Raw genomic sequence first — 19017 nt, forward strand, 5'->3', positions numbered from 1 at the left:
CGAGGCGATGGTACCGAGGATAAGACGCGGCCGGGTGCCTTTCTGGCTGGCGGGAGTGCTGGCGCTAGGCCAACTGCCGGCGCAGGCGACCACGGTGAACGTACGGGTCACCGTGCTTTCTCCCCCCTGCATCATCAACGGCGGACGCCCGATCGAGGTGGACTTTGGCGATGAAGTGATGACCACCCGCATTGATGGCGCCAACTATCGGCGGGCGGTGAGTTACACGCTGACGTGCAGCGGGCAGAGCAGCAACGGGCTCAAACTGCAGGTGCAGGGGGCGGCGAGCGGCTTCGACGGCCAACTGCTGCGCACCAGCAAAGACGGCTTGGGCATTGCGTTGCTGAATGGCGGCCGCCGTTGGCCGATCAACCAGTGGTTGAGCTTTACCTATCCGGCCGCGCCGACGCTTGAGGCGGTACCGGTGAAATCGGCCACCGCCAGGCTGGCGGCGGGTGAATTCACCGCGGGCGCCACCATGAAGGTGGATTATCAGTAACGCGGGAGCGAGAGCATGAAACAACGTTTTACGGCGAGCGTGCTGCTGTGCGCAGGGATGGCATGCCATCTCGCCTGGGCGGAGAAAACGGTCGACATGCAGTTTCGCGGCACGTTGATCGAGCCGCCGCCCTGCACCATCAACGATGACGGGATCATTGACGTGAACTTCGGCGATCGTGTCGGCATTAACAAGGTCGATGGTGCGAACTATCGGCAAAGCATCGGCTACCGCATTCGCTGCGAGCCGGGGATCGGCAAATGGGACATGTTGCTGAGTCTGACCGGCAACGCCGCAACGTTTGACGAAGCGGCGGTGCAAACCAACCGGCGCTATCTCGGCATCCGCATTTACCAGAACGCACAGCCGTTCAAAGTGGGCAGCGCGCTGCCTATCGACCCGGCCAAACCACCGGTGCTGGAAGCGGTGCCGGTCGGCAAATCGGGCGAAACCCTGACGGAAGGCGCGTTCGAGGCCACGGCGACGCTGCGGGCCGACTATCAATGAAGGAGGAGGCGAGCGTGAAAACAACACAAGGCGGCTGGGGCGTTATCGGCCTGTTGCTGTTGGCGCTGGGCGTGAACGGCGCAGCGCAAGCCGCGGACAATCTGCGCATGCGCGGGGCGCTGGTGGCGGAACCTTGCGTCATTCAGCCGGGCGACGAGAGCATCGCGCTGGATTTCGGCACGCTGGTCGACAAGTACCTGTACCTGAACCAGCGCACGCAGGGGCAACCGTTCGAGTTGCGGCTGGCGGAGTGCGATCTCAGCCTGGGCAAGACGGTGTCGATCACCTTCAAAGGGACGGAGAATGCGCAGCTGCCGGGGCTTTTGGCTTTGGCGGCGAGCAGCCAGGCGCGCGGGATCGCCATCGGCATGGAGACGCTGCAGGGGCAGCCTTTACCGCTCAACAGCGCAGGCGGCAAGTACCCGTTGCAGGACGGCGGCACGGTGATTGGGGTGCAGGCCTATGTGCGCGGCGAACCGGAAGCGCTGGCAAAGCGAACCATCGGTCGCGGTGCTTTCAGCGCCATTGCGACGTTCAGCCTGGACTACCAATGAGCGCCGGGCTTCGGCAAAACAGAATAAGGATATGACGCGATGCAGCGTTTTCACTTCAGAGGGATGTATTTACTGCTCGGCCTGCTGCCGGGGCTGTGCTCGGCGCAAATTTATTCCTATGTGACCAAGAGTACCGGCTCTCCCAGCAATGCGGCTTATGAGTATGTGCTTGAGAGCTGGGATAAGGATGACTCATCGCCTAATCCTTGCTATCAGCAAAGCATGTGCGCTGTGGGGATCAACCACCGGCACACCAGCGCCAATACGGGCGGCAGCACGGCCGTGACGCCTTCGGCCTCTATCGTCGGGTCGGGGCGCTACCCGCAGATTACCCAACTGCGGACGATGGGTGAACTCAGCCGCTTCTACCAGAGCATTTATCCGTTGCCGATCGTCGGTGCGACTTCTCATGTGGGGGATGCCATCACTCAGGAGTGTGTCGGGCTGTTTTATACCACCTCGTCCTCCTCCGCCGTTGAAGGCAACAGCGCACGGTTGATGCCGAGCAGCGTCTGCGGCATCGCGCCGCCGCCGGTCGGGGTCTGCGGCATCGATGAGCAACAGCTCGATCTGAACCACGGCGTGTTGCCGGATACCGACCTGGTAGGCAATACGGCGCGCGGCAGCCTGCGCGTAGTGTGCTCGCAGAAGATGAACATCGTCATGTATATCCGCGTCGGCAGCAATGGCCGCCTGGATCTGGGGAATTCCGGCGTCTACAGCACGCTGCGCATCAACGGCGCCCTGGGCAACCTGGGTTATCAGTTCACCGCGGATACGCGCGGGGTCACGGTGCCGATCACTTCTACCCTTGGCGTGACGGGAACGATCAAGGCTGGCAATTACTCGGGGCAATCGGTCGCCATTCTGGCGTTGCCGTAGCTGCATTACCCGCGCCGCGCGCCGTTGCATTATGCCGTTGAGTCACCCGCCATCAGGGGGGGGAATCGCGCTCGGCGGCGACCGGGAAGGATGATTTCAAAGGGAGCGTGCCGATGGAAACTACCATCACTCTGGCGTTTATCGATAATGACCGTTTCTTTATTGAAGGATTGCAGCAGCTGCTGCTGGCGTATTTTGCGCGCCGCGGCATGCGGGTTCAGGTGCTCGACGCCACACAGGCGCATCGGGCGGATGTGGTGTTTCAGTCCGTGGAGCGTGATTGGCAGGCGCGTTTCTGCCTGCATTCAGTGAGCGGCGGCCAACCGCTCAACTTTGCGCTGCGTGAACCCGGCGATACCCGCTGGCGCGATAACCCGCGTTGCATCAGTGAGGCGGGCGTTATTTTCCGCAACGACTCGCCGGGCAGCGTATTAAGCCAGCTGGAGCGGGCATTGGCGGCGCGGACGAACCGCGACGCAGAGCACCGGTGCTATTGGTGTGAACGGCAGCGCATTACCCGCCGTGAGCAGGATGTCATGCGCTACCTGGCCTGTGAATTGCCGCAGACCGCCATCGCGCGCAACCTGCATCTGAGCGTGAAAACCGTCAGCAATCACAAACAGGCGGCGATGCGAAAACTGGGATTTAAACGCAATGCGGATCTCTACCATTGGTTGCGGTTGGGCGGGTTGAAAACCGTAGAGCGGGCGCGCGGATGAGAGGGTGGCTCAGGCGCTCAATTTGGCGCCTGAGGGGCAGGAAGCGTCAATACAGCAGCGTCATCGCGCTGAAGAACAACAGCGTCAAGGCGATGATGATGAGGTTTTGCGTGGCTTTGCGCACCAGTTTGCTGGCGCTCAGGCGGCTGTCGATGACGTAGAGCAGCGGCACCATCAGCAGCACATAGGCGAACATAAGCATGGCGGTAAAGGGCTGCAGGTTCATTCATGTTCCTCCTGGGCGTCATCATGGCCGATCAGGTGTATCAGTACGGCTTGCGTCTGGCGGTGCTGGCCGATAAAGGGCGACGTGGCTGGCGATGCCGGCGCGAACGTCAGGCCGGCGCGTCGCGTTTTCACCGCCGCTTGCAGAATCTTCTTTCGATGCTTCCGAGTATGGTCGACCATGCGCCTCCGAATAGGGCCGCCCGAAGGCGGCCGATCGTTGTATTGCCCATTAAGCTGGAGAGGATCGCAGCCGCTGCCGGGGCCGCAGAGGTATAATATTGCGAATGATAACCATTATCAATAATGGAGATGAAAAAATTAAGGGTATTGCGAGGGGGCAGCCGGCGGGGCGGGAAAAGAAAAAGCACGCCTTGCGGCGTGCTTTGCGGGGTACTAACGGCGGTGGTTACTTCTGATCGGGCAGGGCGTAAGCGACCACGTAGTCGCCCAGCTTGGTGCCGAAGGAACCGTGGCCGCCGGCGTAGATCAGCACGTACTGCTTGCCGTTGACCTCATAGGTCATCGGCGTCGCCTGGCCGCCGGCCGGCAAGCGCGCTTCCCACAGTTTTTCACCGTTGGTCACGCTGAAGGCGCGCAGGTAGTTGTCCGCGGTGGCGCCGATGAAGAACACGTTACCGGCGGTGGTCACCGGGCCGCCCAGCATCGGCATGCCCATTTTGAACGGCAGCGGCAACGGTGAGCTGTCGCGCACGGTGCCGATGCGTTTTTTCCACACGATGTCGTTGGTTTTCAGATCCACGGCGGAAATGTAACCCCAGGCCGGCTGTTTGCACGGCAGGCCGAACGGCGACAGGAACGGGTTCAGGGTGACGCCGAACGGCACGCCATACTGCGGTTGTACGCCAGACTCGGTACCGCTGCCGCCTTTGTCGCCTTCCGGCGGCTCAATCGGGTTGCCTGGGCCGCGCGGGATCAGTTTGGAGACGAACGGCAGCGCGATCGGGTTGGCGATGGCGATTTCGCGATCGGTATCGACGGCCAGGCCGCCCCATTCGAACATGCCCAGGTTACCCGGGAACACCAGCGTGCCCTGCTCGGAAGGCGGGGTGAAGGTGCCTTCATAACGCAGGCTGTGGAACATCACGCGGCAGACCAGCTGATCATAGATGGTCGCGCCCCACATGTCGGCGCCGGTCAGTTTCTTCTCAGGACGGAAGGTCAACTCGGAGAACGGCTGGGTCGGTGACAGGCGATCGCCCTTGGCCGGGCCTTGCGGTACCGGTTTCTCCGGTGCCGGCACCACCAGTTCGCCGTTGGTACGGTTCAGCACGAAGATGTTGCCGGTTTTGGTCGGCACATAGATGACCGGCACTTTTTTACCGCTCTTGTCGGTAATGTCCGCCAGGGTCGGCTGCGCCGGCACGTCCATATCCCACAGGTCATGGTGGACCGTCTGATAGAACCAGGCCAGTTTGCCGGTGGAGGCGTTCAGCGCCAACAGGCCGCTGGCGTAGCGTTCCATTTCCGGGGTGCGATCGCCGCCCCAGATGTCCGGAGTGGAAACGCCCATCGGCAGGTAAACGATATCCAGCTTGGCGTCATAGGCGGCAGGCGCCCAGGAGTTCGGCGAGTTCGGCACGAAGTGGTGCTCGTCCGCCGGGATGGCGTTCGGATCTTTCGCGCCCGGATCGAAGGCCCACAGCAGCTTGCCGCTGTTGACGTCGAAGCCGCGGATCACGCCGGAAGGCTCGCGGTTGGAGTAGTTGTCGGTCACGGCACCGGCGACGACGATCACTTTATCGGTGATCACCGGCGGCGAGGTCGGCTCGTAGTGGCCCGGCGTCGCATACGGCATATTGCTCTGCAGGTTCAGCTCACCATTGTTGGCGAAGTCCGGGCAGGGTTTGCCGGTTTCGGCGTCCAGTGCGAACAGACGGCCGTCGTTGACCGGCAGAATGATGCGGCGTGCGCACATCGCCGGAGCGGCGTCGCCGGCGGCGCCTGCGGCTGCGGCGGTTTCGTGGTAAGACACGCCGCGACAGGTGATGTGCTGGAAGGTTGGGTTGTATTTCAGCTGCGGATCAAACTTCCATTTTTCTTTACCGGTGGCGGCATCCAGCGCGAACAGCTTCTGGTGCGGCGTACACATGTAAAGGGTATCGCGGATTTTGATCGGCGTGACTTCGTTGGTGATCTCACCCGGATCGTTGGCGGTCTTCAGATCGCCGGTCTGGAAACGCCAAACCTCTTGCAGCTGGCCAACGTTTTTGTCGTTGATCTGGCTCAGCGGCGAGTAACGGGTGCCTTCCTGGGTGCGGCCATAGGCCGGCCAGTCGGCGCCGGTGGCGTCTTTCGGTTGTACCTGGGCGGCGTCGAGGGTGCCGTTAATCTCTTGCGGATCGTTGAACACGGCATAGGCCAGCGCGATGACGGTGATCGCCAGCGCCGCGCTCAGCGCGCCGTAGGCGAATTTGCCGTTGGCCACCAGCTTGCGGTAGATAAACGGCAACACCAGCCACAGGCCGAAGAAGAAGGTGACGTCCAGGCGCGGCGTCAGCGCCCAGAAGTCCGGGCCCACTTCCCACAGGGCCCAAATCGTGGTGCCCAGCAGGAATACCGCGTACAGCAGCAGCGCGGTGGCGCGGCGGCGGAACAGCAGCCAGGAGGTCGCCAGCAGCACCAGCCCGGCGATGATGTAATACAGCGAACCGCCCAACTTGGCCAGCCAGATGCCGCCGCCGAGCAGATAAAGCCCGCTCAGCGCGGCAAACAGCGCCGTTATGACGATAAGCGGCGATAGTGACGCTTTATTTTGCATAGCAATACCCTTACCAAAAATGAAAGTCCCCGATTTAGAGATTAAGCCAAATCGGAAAAAACACGCGGTTTCTCCCTATTATTTCAGCGAGAAGCCGCTAGGGTGACGTAAAACCCATCCCGTTTTTTAACCTTAAGGTGCTTTGCCTTATTCAAAGCGATAAGACAAGGTGGCGCCGCCACCCCAGTTGCGCCCCGGCGCCGGCTCGAAGTAGCGGCCGTTGCCTTCGTTGACGATCACCGAACCGACGTATCGGCGATCGAAAACATTGTCCACCCGGCTGAACACGTCCAGCGCCCAGCGGTTCCAGGTAAAGCGATAACCGGCGTTTACGCCGGCCACGGTGTAAGAGGGAGCCTGCGCGCTGTTGGCGTCATTGGCCTGAATGTCGCTCATGTAGCGCAGTTCCGCGCCGGCGTGCCAGCCTTCCGGCGGGGCATAGGCCAGCGAGGCGTAGCCCATGTTGCGGGCGATGCCCGGCAGGCGATTGCCGGCGGGAATGGTTTGGGCCGGGGTACAAACGGCTTTGCCGCACATTTCGCTGCGGTAGGTGGCGTCCAGCAGCGTCCAGGCCATATGCAGGCGCCAGTCCAGCGCGAACTCTTGATCCAGCGCCAGTTCAAGGCCGCGCCGCCGGGTTTTGCCGGCGTTGGCGTAGCTGGTGCGCCCACCGCTGCTTTCCGCCACCACCAGCTCGTTGTCGGTATCGGTCTGGAACAGGGCGGCGCTCACCAGGCCGTTGCCGAGGCGCAGTTTGCTGCCCAGTTCGACGGTGTCGCTGGTGGACGGCTGCAGACCGATGTTCAGGCCGGCCTGGCCGTTGGGGCGATAGGAGAGTTCGTTGATGGTCGGGGTTTCAAAGCCGCGGCCTGCGGAGAGATAAACGTTCCACGCCGGATTGATTTTATAGTTGAGCGAGCCCATCGGCAGCCACTGGTGGTAGCGTTTGCTGCCGCTGTCGTCGCCGTTGCGCGGCGTGATGTAGTAGTCGGTCGAGTCGAAGCTAACCGTGCTGTAGCGCAGGCCGGCGTCCAGCGTCCAGTGCGGCGTCAGTTGCCAGGAGGTTTGCAGGTAAGGATCCAGGTTCCAGATGCGGTTTTTCTCGTTGCGCCGCTGGTCGCCTTTCTCGCCGTAGTCCACTGTGCCGTCTCGCAGAATAAAGTTTTCAAACCCCTGCCGGCGTTCGGTCATGGTTTCATAATCCAGACCGCCGATCAGTGTTACCGGTAACGAGGCGAGAGTATCCTCATGCTTCCAGCGAGTGTCAATGCCCTGATATTTTCTTTCCAGCACGATCACCCCGCCGGCGTGGGTAGGGTTGAGCTGCGGCCCGCGTGGAATGGATTGGTACTGCGTGGTGTGGCGCTCGCCGTGGTAGGCGGTCAGCGTCAGTTCGTCGCGCTCGCTCATCTGGCGCTGATAGCGCAGGCCGGCCTGAGTCTGATCGAGCGACTTGCGGGTGTTGTATTGATCCGCGCGCGGCGCCTGGCGCGGGTTTTCCTTCCATTCCGCTTCGGTCAGGCCGCCCGGATCGCCGGCGTCAATGGAGACGCTGTTGAACATCAGCGTCAGGGTACTGACGTCGTCCAACCGCACGCCGAGCTTGCCGTTGCCGAGGTTTTTCCGCGCGGCGCTGTGATCGCGATAGCCCTGAGTGGTGAAGCGGGTGCCGGAGATAGCGTAGTTGACGTCGCCGGCCTGGGTGCCGTCGCCGGTGGCGCCGGTCGCTTTCACCCCGTAGCGCCAGGTGTTGTCGCTGCCGAAATAGCTGCCGGCCTCCAGCGTTGGCGGCTGGGCGCCGGTCTGGGTGTCAACGTTGATCACCCCGCCCGAAGCGTTGCCGTACAGCGCGGAATAGGGGCCGCGCAGCACCTCGATGCGCTCGACGGAGTTGATGTCGATGTTGGAGGTTTGTCCCTGGCCGTCGGGCATGGTGGCGGGGATGCCGTCGACGTACATGCGCACCCCGCGCACGCCGAACATCGAACGGCTGCCGAACCCGCGTATCGACAGCTGCAGGTCCTGCGCATAGTTTTGTCGGTTTTGAAGCTGCAGACCCGGCACGCTGCCAAGGTTTTCCGACAGGTTAATCTGCGGTGCGGCGTTGCGCAGGTCCTGGCCGTCGATCACGCTAACGGACACCGGCGATCCCAGCTCGGTCAATCCGATGGGTTGCGCCATTACCACCAGCGTATCGCTGTCTTTCTGATCCGCCGCCAGGGCCGAACCGATGCAGACCGGCTGCAGCAATAACAGGGTTGCCGGGGTCAAGACGGGACGTTTTTTATTCATCAGATAATTCTGCCAATAATGCTGAAAAAATTGCCCGCAAGTGGGCGAAAATAGCCATTTGTGACTCCCTGTACTGGCATTCAATGGGAGGGAAACTGCATCCTGCAACGAGTATAGGATATTCCGACACCGTACGCTTTGGAATAGCGCAACTGAAAGATGCGGGTTTTCATTTAAGAAGATTCTCTTTTTTATCGCTTTTCCTGCGATGCCTTTAAATTAGTTCTATTTATATTAAATATATTCCCATCCTTGATTTTAATTTATTTACAATAGTTATTTTATTTATGAATGAAAAGTCAGAATTCATTTTTAAATGATAAATTATTTTTTATGTCATTGTTTTTGTTGGTTTTGGTTTATTTGTGTTTTTGTGGCTTTATTTTTTATAAAAATAAAATAATATTCGCTCTTATGTTTTTTAAGTTTTCGACTAACAGCTCAATCGCATAACTATCACGGTATTTATGCCATGCATAAATATCTATTCATATATTATTGGAATATATTAAAAGGGAATTGATTCATGGGCGCGATCATCGCTTCACCCTATACCCACACGTTTTGGAATGAATACGTCCTCAATCCACACTCCTGCGAGTACAACCTGGTGCTGGATCAGACCATTGAGGGGGCGCTGGACGTCGATCGACTGCGCGCGGCGGTCGAGGGCGTGTGCCGGGACTATATTCTGTTTCACCATGTCCTCGACGACAGCTCGCCGCAATTACGCTGGGTAAAGACGGAGAAGAAAATTGCGTTGGAAACGCTTGATGCCGATTGCGATGTCGGCAAATTAATCAATACGCCGTTCGATCTTCGGGAGGGGCCGCTGTGCCGCTTCTACCTGATTGAGCTGGCGCCGCAGCGCTATAATTTGATCATTGTCGTTCATCACATCCTGATCGACGGCCTGTCCGGCCAGGAGTTCTACAACGCCGTTTCCGCCTATTACAATCGCGGGGCTGCCGTGGCGCCGCCGCAGGCGGATGAAACGGACATTTGTCGATTGTACCGGCGCTATGAGGCGGATATCGCGGCGTTGAAGCAGGACTTCGCTTCCGCGTCATTCTGGGGCGACCGGTTGGCCGAATGCGCCCCGCGCGTAGCGTTGCCTTATCTCCCCGGTGAAGCCCCCGAAGCACCCGGCGCCGGCGAAGTGCGCTTTACGTTGCCGTTCGCCGAGTGGCAGGCGCTGAAGTCTGGCGTCAGATATGCCAACCCATTCCTGATATTCAAAACGCTGTGGGCGTTGCTGATCGCCCGGCAATCCGCGCAGGACACGGTGCATATCGGTTATCCCGTCGCGCCGGACGGCGGCGAGCCGCTGTTTTTCGGCGCCCAGGTCAACACCGCGGTGTTTCCCTTAACGCTCGCCCCGCAAGCCACGTTCAACCAGCTGTACCGCGCGACGCTGGCCTACAGCAAAGCGCTCAAGGTGACGGGCAAGCTGCGGCACAGCCAATTGCCGGTTTATGACATGCTGAACCTCAGCCCGGTGCGCGAGCTGAACGTCAATTTCACTCAGGCTTACCTGAAAGATGCGCCGCTGGCGCTTGACGGTTGCCGCATCGGCGTCAATCACCGTTACAACGTCGATCTGGCCGGTTCGGAACTGCTGCTGGAGTATCAGCCGACCGAGCAGGCCTTTGAGTTTCGCCTGCGTTATCGGCCCGATCTGTTCGACGCCACGCAAATGGCGGAGATGGCGGATCAGTATCTCGGGCTATTGCAGCGTGCGCTAACCGAACCGGACGCGCCGATAGCCGCGTGGCCGCAGCTCACGGCGCAGCAGGTTTTACGCTGCCGCGACGCCTGGGAGAGCGAGCCGGACACGGCCGACCCAGGGGCGACACTGCTCGACGGCGTGGCTCGCCAGGCGCGCCGTCATCCGGAACGCATCGCCGTAACCGATGCCAACGGTTCGCTCAGCTACCGCCAACTGGCGCAGCGCAGCGATCGCCTGGCAATACGGCTGAGGGAAGAATATCGCCGGTTGCGCGGCGCCGCCATGCCGCCAGAGACGCTGATCCCGCTGTATCTGCAGCGCAGCGCGGAAGCGGTGGTGGCGATGCTGGCCATCATGAAGGCGGGCGGTGCCTATGTGCCGCTGGATCCCGCGGCGCCGGCGCAGCGCCTGGAATATATTCTGCAAGAGGTGAACAGCCCCATCGTCCTGACGGAAAGCGCATTGCAAGGGGAGGCGCGGCGTCTGGCGCCGGACGGCGTTTGCCTGGCGGCGGATGAATCGCTTGCCGATGCGGATGCCGCGAGCCTGCCGAATGTCGAAGCCCGGCAATTGGCCTACGTGATTTACACCTCCGGCACCAGCGGGCGGCCGAAAGGTACGCTGTGCGAACACCGGGGCGCGGCCAACATGGTGCGGGGTCATACGCAGCGTTTGCTGCGCAATGAATCGGGCGCGCTCAACTGCCTGCAGTTCGCGTCGCTGGCCTTTGACGCGCACGTGTTTGAAGTGTTCATGGCCCTGAGCAACGGCCACCGGCTGTTCATCGCGGGCGAGGCGCAGCGGCGCGATCCGGCGCTGTTGTGCGGCCAAATGGCGGCCTGGGGCATCGAAGCCTGTTTCCTGCCGCCGGCGCTGCTTGGCACCTTGCCAGACCTGCCGGCTTCGGTGCGCTATCTCGCGACCGGCGGCGAGGCGACCGCGCAGGAGGCGCTCGACCATTACCTGGCCTGCGGCATGCAGGTTGCCAATCTGTACGGCCCGACCGAGGCTTCGGTCAGCGCCAGTCTGAATATCTATCGCCGCAACGGCGCGCGCAATATCGGCCACGCCATCGCCAATATGCGTTGTTATGTGGTTGACGAGCATGACAATCTAATGCCGCTGGGGGCGGAGGGCGAGCTGTGTCTGGCCGGCGTCGGCCTGGCGCGCGGATACCTGAACCTGCCGGCGCTGACGGAAGCCGCATTCGTCGCCAATCCTTTTGAACTGCGTGAGCCTTACCGGCGCCTGTATCGCACCGGCGACCGGGTACGGCGCTTGGCCGACGGCAGCCTGGACTATCTTGGGCGACACGACCAGCAGATCAAGATCAACGGCTATCGCATCGAGTTGGGCGAGATCGAAATGCAGCTGCGCGCGCTGCCCGAGGTGGCCGAGGCGGTGGTGACCCTGCGCCCCGGCACGACGGACCAACTGGCGGCCTGGTATGTGCCGAAGCCCGGCGCGACGCCGCAGGCCGGCGACCTCTTGCAACGCCTGGCGGCGCAGCTGCCGCATTATATGTTGCCGTCGGCGCTGTCGGCGCTGTCGGCGCTGCCGCTGACGGTGAGCCGCAAGGTCGATTACCGGGCATTGCCGGAACCGCTGCCGGTGGAGCGGCAAACGGCGTTTCGCCAACCGGGCACGCCGCTGGAGACTCAGCTTTCTGCACTGTTCAATCGGCTGCTGGGCGGCCATGTCGGCATGGACGACAACTTCTTCCGCCTCGGCGGCAACTCCATTATGGCCATCAGGCTGTGTCACGAAGTGAATAAACTGCCGGGGGCGAAGATCTCGGTGCTGACGTTGAATCAGCATCCGACGGTGGCCGCGCTGAGCGAGCATATCGCCGCTCAACGGCAGGCGCCGTCGGATGAGCCGCCCATCCTCGTCGGCGGGCTGCGGGAGGGGCCGCTGTCGCTTCAGCAGTCGCGATTGTGGTTTGTTCAGCAACTGTCGGCGGACGCCACGCACTATCTGTCGCCGGTGCTGCTGCGGCTGGCGCCGGACATCGATGACCAACGTTTTGCGGACTGTCTGCAGGCGATCGTCGAGCGCCACCAGATCCTGCGTAGCCTGATTCGCCAGAATGAGCGGGGCGAAGCCAGCCAGTGGGTCAGCGACGCCGTGCTGCCGGTGCCTTTGCTAACGGTGAGCGGCGCTGAGTTTGACATGGTGCTGGCGCAGGCCTGCAGCCGGCCGATGGATTTGACGCGCGAGCTGCCGCTGCGCGCCACGCGCTATCGTTACCGCGATGCGGCGGGCGGGGAAACGGCCGTTTGTCTGTTGGTGTTCCATCACATCGTCTTTGACGGTTGGTCGCTTGAGGTGCTGCTGCAGGAACTGGACGCGCGCTATCGGGGAACGTGGCGTAAGGCGACAGAGCCGGCGCTGCAATACCTCGACTATGCGTGCTGGCAACACGCGCCGGAAAATGTGCAGCGCCGGGCCGACGAATTGGCCTTTTGGCAACGAGAGCTGGCGGGCTGGCAGCCGCTCTCGCTGCCGGTGGATTTTTTGCGGCCGGCGGTCTTCGACGTACGCGGCGACAACAGCGAAGTGCCGCTGCCGGCGGCGCTGGTGAAGGTGCTGGAGGCGTTGGCGCGCCGAGAGGGCGTGACGCTGCATGCCGTGATGCTGGCGGGGTTCATGCTGTTGCTTGCCCGCTACAGCGGTCAGAACGATGTGATGGTGGGCACGCCGCTGGCGAACCGCAATCGCCCTGAGCTGGGGAATCTGATCGGGTTCTTTGTCAATACGCTGCCTTTACGCCGGCAGATCGACCCGCGTCAGGGCGTTGCCGAGTTTGTGCGAGAGGTGGCGGCCACGACGCTGCGGGCGCAGCAGCATCAGACGCTGTCGCTGGAGGCGCTGGTGGACGCTCTGGCGCTGCCGCGCGACTTTTCGCGGCATCCGCTGTTCCAGGTCATGTTCGCGCTGGAGGGCGAGAGCGGCGCACCGGCGCGTCCGGACTGGCTGTCGGTGGTCGATCTGAGCGCGGATGAGCGCACTGCCAAGTTCGATCTGACGCTCACGCTGACGCCGCAGGGGGAGCAGATGCGCGCGCGCTTCAACTTCGCGTCGGCGCTGTTCAGCAAAGCGTCGATGGATCGGTTGGCCGGCTACTATCTCGCCCTATTGCAACAGATGGCGCGCCACGATGACTGGCCGCTGGAAAATATTCGTCTGCAGCCGCAGAGCCCGGCGCTGCCTGCGGCGCCGGCCTTTAGCTATGCGTTTGAACGCTGCCTGCAACAGGATTTCGTGCGGCATGCGCAGCGCAATCCGCAGGCCGTCGCGGTGATCGACGCGCAGGGGGAAATGACGTACGGCGAACTGCACGAGGCGGCGTTAACGCTGGCCACTCAACTGCGTGTGCAGGGCAAGATGACCGGCGACGCCATCGCCGTCGTCGCCGACAAGGGGCGCCGGCAGCCGATCGCCCTGTTGGCGGCGCTGATGTGCGGCAAGGCGTTTTTGCCGATGGAGGCGACATGGCCGCCGCAGCGGCGGCTGAAGGTGATGGCGCAGGCCGGCATCAATACGTTGCTCAGCGATGCGCCCTGGGCCTGCGACGAGATCAACCTGGTCGAACTGAATGCCGACGGGCTGGCGGCGCAGTTGCCGCTGCCGGAGAGGCGCCTGCCGGCGGTGGAGGCCGGTCCTGACAGCCTGGCCTATATCATTTTCACTTCGGGCTCGACCGGCACGCCCAAGGGCGTGGCGATCGAACATCGCAGCGCGGTGAACATGCTGGAAGGCGTTCGGCGGTATTTCGGGTTCAACGAGCGGGATCGCAGCCTGGCGCTCAGCGCGTTGAGCTTCGATCTGGCGATCTTCGATATTTTCAGCCCGTTGAGCGCGGGCGGCGCGGTTGTGATGCCGGCCGAGCGAGATCGGGTCAATCCGCAAGCCTGGTATCAGCTGATGATGACACATCGAGTGACGCAATGGTTGAGCGCACCGGCCCTGATGGAGCTGTTGCTGGACTATGTAAACGGCACGGGGCTGGCGGCCGGGCCTGCGCCGGCGCTGCGGGCGGTGATGGTGGGGGGCGACTGGATCGCCACCTCGCTGCCGGAACGCTGCCTGGCCTGGGCGCCGCACGTCCGCTTCTGCAGCGCCGGCGGCGCTACGGAGGCGGCGATCTTCACCATGCTGTATGAGGTGCCGCGAGGCGAGAAAATTCGCTCGGTCAGCATCCCTTACGGTAAACCGTTGCCGCACCAGCGTTGCTACATTCTGGATGCCGGACGACGGCCCGCGGCGCCGGGCGTGCGCGGGGAGATCTATCTGGCCGGTGAAGGGTTGGCGCGCGGGTATTACGGCGATCCGCAACGCACCGCCGAGAGTTTCTTCTGGCATGAGGAGCTGCAGGAGCGGGTGTATCGCACCGGCGACGCGGGCCGATGGCTCGAGGACGGCAATGTGGAGTTCCTGGGGCGTCTCGATCAGCAGGTCAAGCTGAACGGCTACCGTATCGAGCTGGGTGAAATAGAGCATGCCGCGCTTGCCTATCCGGGGGTGATCGCCTGTTGTTGCGTGCTCGTCACCGACCCTCAGCCCTGTCTGGCCGCTTACTTCGTTGCCGATGAGGCGATCGCCCCGCAGGATTTGGCGCAGCATTTGAGCAGCCAACTGCCTCCTTACATGGTGCCGCAGGCGCTGATGCAGCTGGCACAGCTGCCGCTGACCGAAAACGGCAAGATAGCCCGACAGGCGTTGCCGCCGCCGAAAAGGACGGCGCGCGAGTTCGTCGCGGCGCAGAACGAGCGGGAGAACGCTTGCCTGGCGGTGTGGCGCGATCTGTTGCAGCGGCAGGATATCGGCGTGGAGGACAATTTCTTCTCGCTGGGCGGCAATTCCCTTCTGGCGATCCAGGCCTGTTACCAGATCGGTCAGCGGTTGGGGATCGAGGTGACGTTGAGCGAGCTGGGCCGGTTCCCGACGATCCGTTCATTGTGCCGTGCGTTGCTGCGGCAGGGGGAGGGCGTCGCGCCGATGTCGATCCCGCCGCTGCGGCAACGCGAGTATCCGCTCTCCGCTTCACAGCTGCAGCTGTGGTTTATCGAGAACCTGAACGGCGGCGGCAATCTTTATCATGTGCCGATGCTGTTCCGTCTCGGCGACGATGTCTGTCTGACGGCTTACGAGCGCAGTCTGCAGGCGGTCGTCGCCCGGCATCAGGTGTTGCACAGCCTGATTGCCCAGAAGCCGTCCCAAATTGCCGTCGCCCGGGCCTGTGAACAAACGCTATCGCTGGAGCGCGTGGCGCTGGAGGCGGCGCGCTGGCCGGACAGACTGCGGCAGGATATCGATCGGCCGTTTGCCCTGGAGGCGGAGTTGCCGATCAGAGCGAGCGTTTACCAGGTGGCGCAGCCTGATGGCGGGCGGGTGACTTACAGCCTGATCCTGGTGCACCACCTGGCGTTTGACGGCTGGTCGCAGCCGGTGCTGCTGCAGGAGTTGGATGCGCTGTATCAGGCGCAGCGGCAAGGGCGGGAGGCTGAGCTGGCGGCGTTGCCGTTGCAATATGGCGACTATGCCGTCTGGCAGCGGCGCTGGCTGGACTCCGCACTGGCGGATGAGGCGAAAGCGTATTGGCGACAAGCGCTGGATGGGTGGCAGGCGCTGCAGATGCCGCTCGATTTCGTGCGGCCGGCGCGCTTCGATCATCGCGGCGCCAATCACGTCATCGCGCTACCGGAGACCCTGACGATGCAGGCGGCGCAGTTCGCCCGGCGGCAAGGCGTCACGCCGTTTGCGCTGTATCTTGCGGCCTTTAATCTGCTGCTCGGTTACTTCAGCGGCCAGCAAGACATTCTGGTCGGCACGCCGGTCGCTAACCGGCCGGTGGCGGAGACCCGCTCGGCGATCGGATTCTTCGTCAATACGCTGCCGTTGCGCTCGCAAATAGACGATGCGGCGTCGCTGAACGATTATGTGCATCGGGTCTTTGATGGCGTGCTGCAGGCGCAGCGGCATCAGAATTTACCGTTGGATCAGTTGATTGAGCTGCTGCAGGTGCCGCGCGATCTGTCGCGCCATCCGCTGTTTCAGACGCTGTTCGCGCTGGAAGAGGCGGGTGAAGCGCCGGCCTGGCTGGCGCCGCAGGATCTGTTGACACACTACCAGGCGGCCAAATTCGATTTGACGCTGAGCATACAGTCGGCGCCGCAAGGCGGCAGGGCGATCTTCAACTATGCCACCGCCCTGTTTGCACCGGCCACGCTGGCGCTGTTGGGTGAGTATTATCTGACGATCCTCACGCAGATCGTCAATCACGGGGAGCAGCGCGTCAGTCAGTTGGCGCTGGTATCGGCGAGTGAAACGGCGCGGCAGCGCGCCTTCCGTCAATCCTGTCCGCCGGCCTACGATTTCGAACGCGCCATCCATCATGATTTTATCCGTCAGGCCGAGCGCGATCCGCAGCGGGTGGCGATTGTCGATGAATGGGGTGAGCTGAACTACGGTGAGCTGTATCGGCGTGCGTTGGCGCTGTCGTTGCAGCTGCGCGAGCATGCGGATATGCGCGCCGACACCATCGCGGTGATGGTGGACAAAGGGCGGGCGCAAATCATTGCGGTGCTGGCGATCCTGATGGCCGGCAAGGCCTATTTGCCGCTGGATGGCGCCTGGCCGGAACGCCGCCGCCTGGATATCGTCGCGCAGTCGCAGACTCGGGTTATCCTGAGCAGCCGCGAGTGGGGGGCCAGCGGCGAGGCCAGGCTGTTGACCATCGATCCGCAGGGAGCCGTCAAGGCGTTACCGCCGGCTACGCCGGGTAAGCCGGTCTTGCCGGCACCTTCCGCGCTGGCCTATGTGATCTTCACCTCCGGTTCTACCGGCACGCCGAAAGGGGTGGCGATAGAACATCGCGGCGCGGTGAACAGCATCATCGATACCTTGCACCAGCTGGAACTCGGCGCGGACGATCGCGGGTTGGCGCTCAGCGCGCTGAGCTTCGACATTTCGGTGTTCGATATTTTCGGCCTGCTGTCGGTGGGCGGCGCCATCGTGATGCCGTCCGAAACCGAACGCTATCAGCCGGAGGCGTGGCATCGGTTGTTGATGACTCAGGGGGTGACCTTCTGGAATTCCGCGCCTTCGGTGATGACGCTACTGGTGGAGCAGTTGGAGTCCGCCGCGTCGCAGGCGCAGTGGCCGCATTTGCGCAACGTGGTGCTGGTGGGCGAGGTGATCTCGCGTTCACTGCCGGCGCGCATTCGCCAATGGCGGCCAGGGTGCCGGGTAGTCAGCGCCGGGGGCGCGACCGAAAGCTCCATTTGGTCGATTTTGTACGACATTCCGAAAACGCCGATCCTGGCGCCCAGCGTGCCTTATGGCCGGGCGATGGCCCATCAGCGTTTCTATGTGCTGGATCGCCATCTGCGCGTGTTGCCGCCCTGCTTACCGGGGGAGCAGTACATCGGTGGGGCCGGCGTGGCGCGCGGCTATTACCGCAATCCGTCGCTGACCGAGGAAAAATTCATCTACCATCCGGAACTGGGGGAGCGGCTTTATCGCACCGGCGATGCCGGGCGCTATTTGCCGGACGGCAATCTGGAGTTCCTCGGCCGTATGGATTTTCAGGTGAAAATCAATGGCTACCGCGTCGAGCTGGGGGAGGTCGAGCAATGTGCGCTGGCGTTCGGCGCGATCAAATCCTGCTGCGCCGTGGTGCTGTCAGAGGCGCATCGGCAGCGTCTGGCGCTGTATTACGTCAGTGAGGCGCCGCTGGAGGAGTCGGCGCTGCTGGCCTTTATGAGCGGGCAATTGCCGCTATACATGCTGCCTGCGGCGCTGGTGCGGCTGGAAGCGTTGCCGTACAACTCCAGCGGCAAGCTGGATCGCAAGGCGTTGCCTGTGCCGGCGGCGAGGGAACCGCAGGCCTATGTCGCTCCCGCGAACGCGCTGGAGCAGCAGTTGTGCGCATTGTGGCAGGAGGCGCTGCAGTGCGAGCAGGTCGGCATGACGGACGATTTCTTCCTGCTGGGCGGCACTTCGATCAAGGCGATCTCCCTGTGCGTCGGCATGGGGGCGCTGATGGCCGCGCCGGTGCCGGTGGTGCAGCTGTTGCAAAGCCGCACCCTGAAAAATCTGCTGGCCGCCAACGAGCGCCGTTTGGTCATGCCGCTTAACCGCCGGACAGACGGCGTGCCCACTGTGTGGATGATCCACCCGGCACTGGTGGGCGCGGAGGCGTTTCATGCTTTCGCTCAGCCGTTGCAAGGGCGACTCAATTGCTATGGCGTCGATAACCATAATCTTTACCATCAACCGACCATCGACTCGCTCGGCGAGCTGGCCGAACGGTATTTGAACGACATGATTGCCGCCGGCCTGCTGCAAGACGCCGGGCCGGTGCGCATTCTCGGGTGGTCGCTGGGGGGTATCATCGCGCTGGAGATCGCCGCTCGCCTGGAGGCGCGCGGCTGCCGTAACGTGCAGCTGTATCTGCTGGACAGCTTCTATCTGCAGACCACGGCGGAGCTGCCGCTGGAGCAACTGCTGCCTGCGCTGGGCATCGAGGGGGAGGCGGCGACACGCGCCATGGCCGCCGGGCAGGCGGAGCGGCGGCTGTCTGAGGGAAGGCTGAGCCGCCGATTGCAGACCACGAAAGTGACGCTGTTTAAGGCGACGGAGGGTAACCCGCAGTTGCCGGAGGCGGTAACGGCGCCGCTGCTGGCGCTGGAAGATAATGGGCTGGGCGCGGTTTGCGCGCAGCTCAAGATTATCCCGCTGGCTTGTCACCACCATAATATCTTGCAGTGTGAGGAGGCGATCGGACAAGCGCTCAACGATGACGTTTGATTTATGAGCCTGGC

10 protein-coding genes are annotated in these 19017 nt (G+C 62.4%); 6 read left to right on the top strand and 4 right to left on the bottom strand.

The window, feature by feature from the left end:
- The first annotated feature begins 7 nt into the window (after positions 1-7).
- From J0X03_RS08400 to J0X03_RS08420, 5 genes are all read left to right on the top strand, one after another.
- The gene (locus tag J0X03_RS08400) at positions 8-499 is read left to right on the top strand and encodes a fimbrial protein (protein ID WP_050594428.1); all 492 of its coding nucleotides are present in this window, start codon (positions 8-10) and stop codon (positions 497-499) included.
- 15 nt (positions 500-514) lie between these two features.
- Complete coding sequence (locus tag J0X03_RS08405) at positions 515-1006, top strand: fimbrial protein (protein WP_042784943.1); 492 nt, start codon at positions 515-517, stop codon at positions 1004-1006.
- Positions 1003-1560 carry a fimbrial protein gene (locus J0X03_RS08410; RefSeq protein ID WP_049866692.1) on the top strand — a complete coding sequence of 186 codons (558 nt, stop codon included), beginning with the start codon at positions 1003-1005 and terminating at the stop codon, positions 1558-1560. Before J0X03_RS08405 ends, J0X03_RS08410 begins: the two co-directional genes overlap by 4 nt.
- A gap of 39 nt (positions 1561-1599) precedes the next feature.
- Entirely contained in the window at positions 1600-2442 is an 843-nt protein-coding gene (locus J0X03_RS08415; RefSeq protein WP_033643637.1) for an MrpH family fimbial adhesin, read from the top strand.
- Positions 2443-2555: 113 nt separating this feature from the next.
- On the top strand, positions 2556-3161 hold the full coding sequence (locus J0X03_RS08420; RefSeq protein ID WP_060660539.1) for a helix-turn-helix transcriptional regulator: 606 nt from the start codon (positions 2556-2558) through the stop codon (positions 3159-3161).
- A 46-nt stretch (positions 3162-3207) separates the two neighbouring features.
- Here J0X03_RS08420 and J0X03_RS08425 read toward each other — a convergent pair whose 3' ends face one another.
- The 4 genes from J0X03_RS08425 to pqqU all read right to left on the bottom strand — a co-directional run bounded on the left by J0X03_RS08425 (position 3208) and on the right by pqqU (position 8460).
- Positions 3208-3387, bottom strand: a complete 180-nt coding sequence (locus J0X03_RS08425) for a hypothetical protein (RefSeq protein WP_015378373.1) — start codon at positions 3385-3387, stop codon at positions 3208-3210.
- Positions 3384-3569, bottom strand: a complete 186-nt coding sequence (locus tag J0X03_RS08430) for a hypothetical protein (protein WP_033643635.1) — start codon at positions 3567-3569, stop codon at positions 3384-3386. Before J0X03_RS08430 ends, J0X03_RS08425 begins: the two co-directional genes overlap by 4 nt.
- Before the next feature lie 226 nt (positions 3570-3795).
- The gene (locus tag J0X03_RS08435; RefSeq protein ID WP_033650791.1) at positions 3796-6168 is read right to left on the bottom strand and encodes a glucose/quinate/shikimate family membrane-bound PQQ-dependent dehydrogenase; all 2373 of its coding nucleotides are present in this window, start codon (positions 6166-6168) and stop codon (positions 3796-3798) included.
- 147 nt (positions 6169-6315) lie between these two features.
- Positions 6316-8460, bottom strand: a complete 2145-nt coding sequence (gene pqqU / locus J0X03_RS08440; RefSeq protein WP_033643633.1) for a TonB-dependent receptor PqqU — start codon at positions 8458-8460, stop codon at positions 6316-6318.
- Between the two features lie 526 nt (positions 8461-8986).
- Between pqqU and J0X03_RS08445 the strand changes: the two genes are divergently transcribed.
- Positions 8987-19003 (top strand): non-ribosomal peptide synthetase, encoded by a 10017-nt coding sequence (locus J0X03_RS08445; RefSeq protein ID WP_160204392.1) that lies wholly within the window; start codon positions 8987-8989, stop codon positions 19001-19003.
- Positions 19004-19017: the final 14 nt, after the last annotated feature.

The organism is Serratia ureilytica, assembly GCF_017309605.1.
GTDB lineage: Bacteria > Pseudomonadota > Gammaproteobacteria > Enterobacterales > Enterobacteriaceae > Serratia > Serratia ureilytica.

Coding starts and splice junctions, on each gene's coding strand:
- J0X03_RS08430 (WP_033643635.1), bottom strand. CDS start 3,569: ATGGTCGACCATACTCGGAAGCATCGAAAGAAGATTCTGCAAGCGGCG.
- J0X03_RS08435 (WP_033650791.1), bottom strand. CDS start 6,168: ATGCAAAATAAAGCGTCACTATCGCCGCTTATCGTCATAACGGCGCTG.
- J0X03_RS08400 (WP_050594428.1), top strand. CDS start 8: ATGGTACCGAGGATAAGACGCGGCCGGGTGCCTTTCTGGCTGGCGGGA.
- J0X03_RS08425 (WP_015378373.1), bottom strand. CDS start 3,387: ATGAACCTGCAGCCCTTTACCGCCATGCTTATGTTCGCCTATGTGCTG.
- J0X03_RS08405 (WP_042784943.1), top strand. CDS start 515: ATGAAACAACGTTTTACGGCGAGCGTGCTGCTGTGCGCAGGGATGGCA.
- J0X03_RS08410 (WP_049866692.1), top strand. CDS start 1,003: ATGAAGGAGGAGGCGAGCGTGAAAACAACACAAGGCGGCTGGGGCGTT.
- pqqU (WP_033643633.1), bottom strand. CDS start 8,460: ATGAATAAAAAACGTCCCGTCTTGACCCCGGCAACCCTGTTATTGCTG.
- J0X03_RS08415 (WP_033643637.1), top strand. CDS start 1,600: ATGCAGCGTTTTCACTTCAGAGGGATGTATTTACTGCTCGGCCTGCTG.
- J0X03_RS08420 (WP_060660539.1), top strand. CDS start 2,556: ATGGAAACTACCATCACTCTGGCGTTTATCGATAATGACCGTTTCTTT.
- J0X03_RS08445 (WP_160204392.1), top strand. CDS start 8,987: ATGGGCGCGATCATCGCTTCACCCTATACCCACACGTTTTGGAATGAA.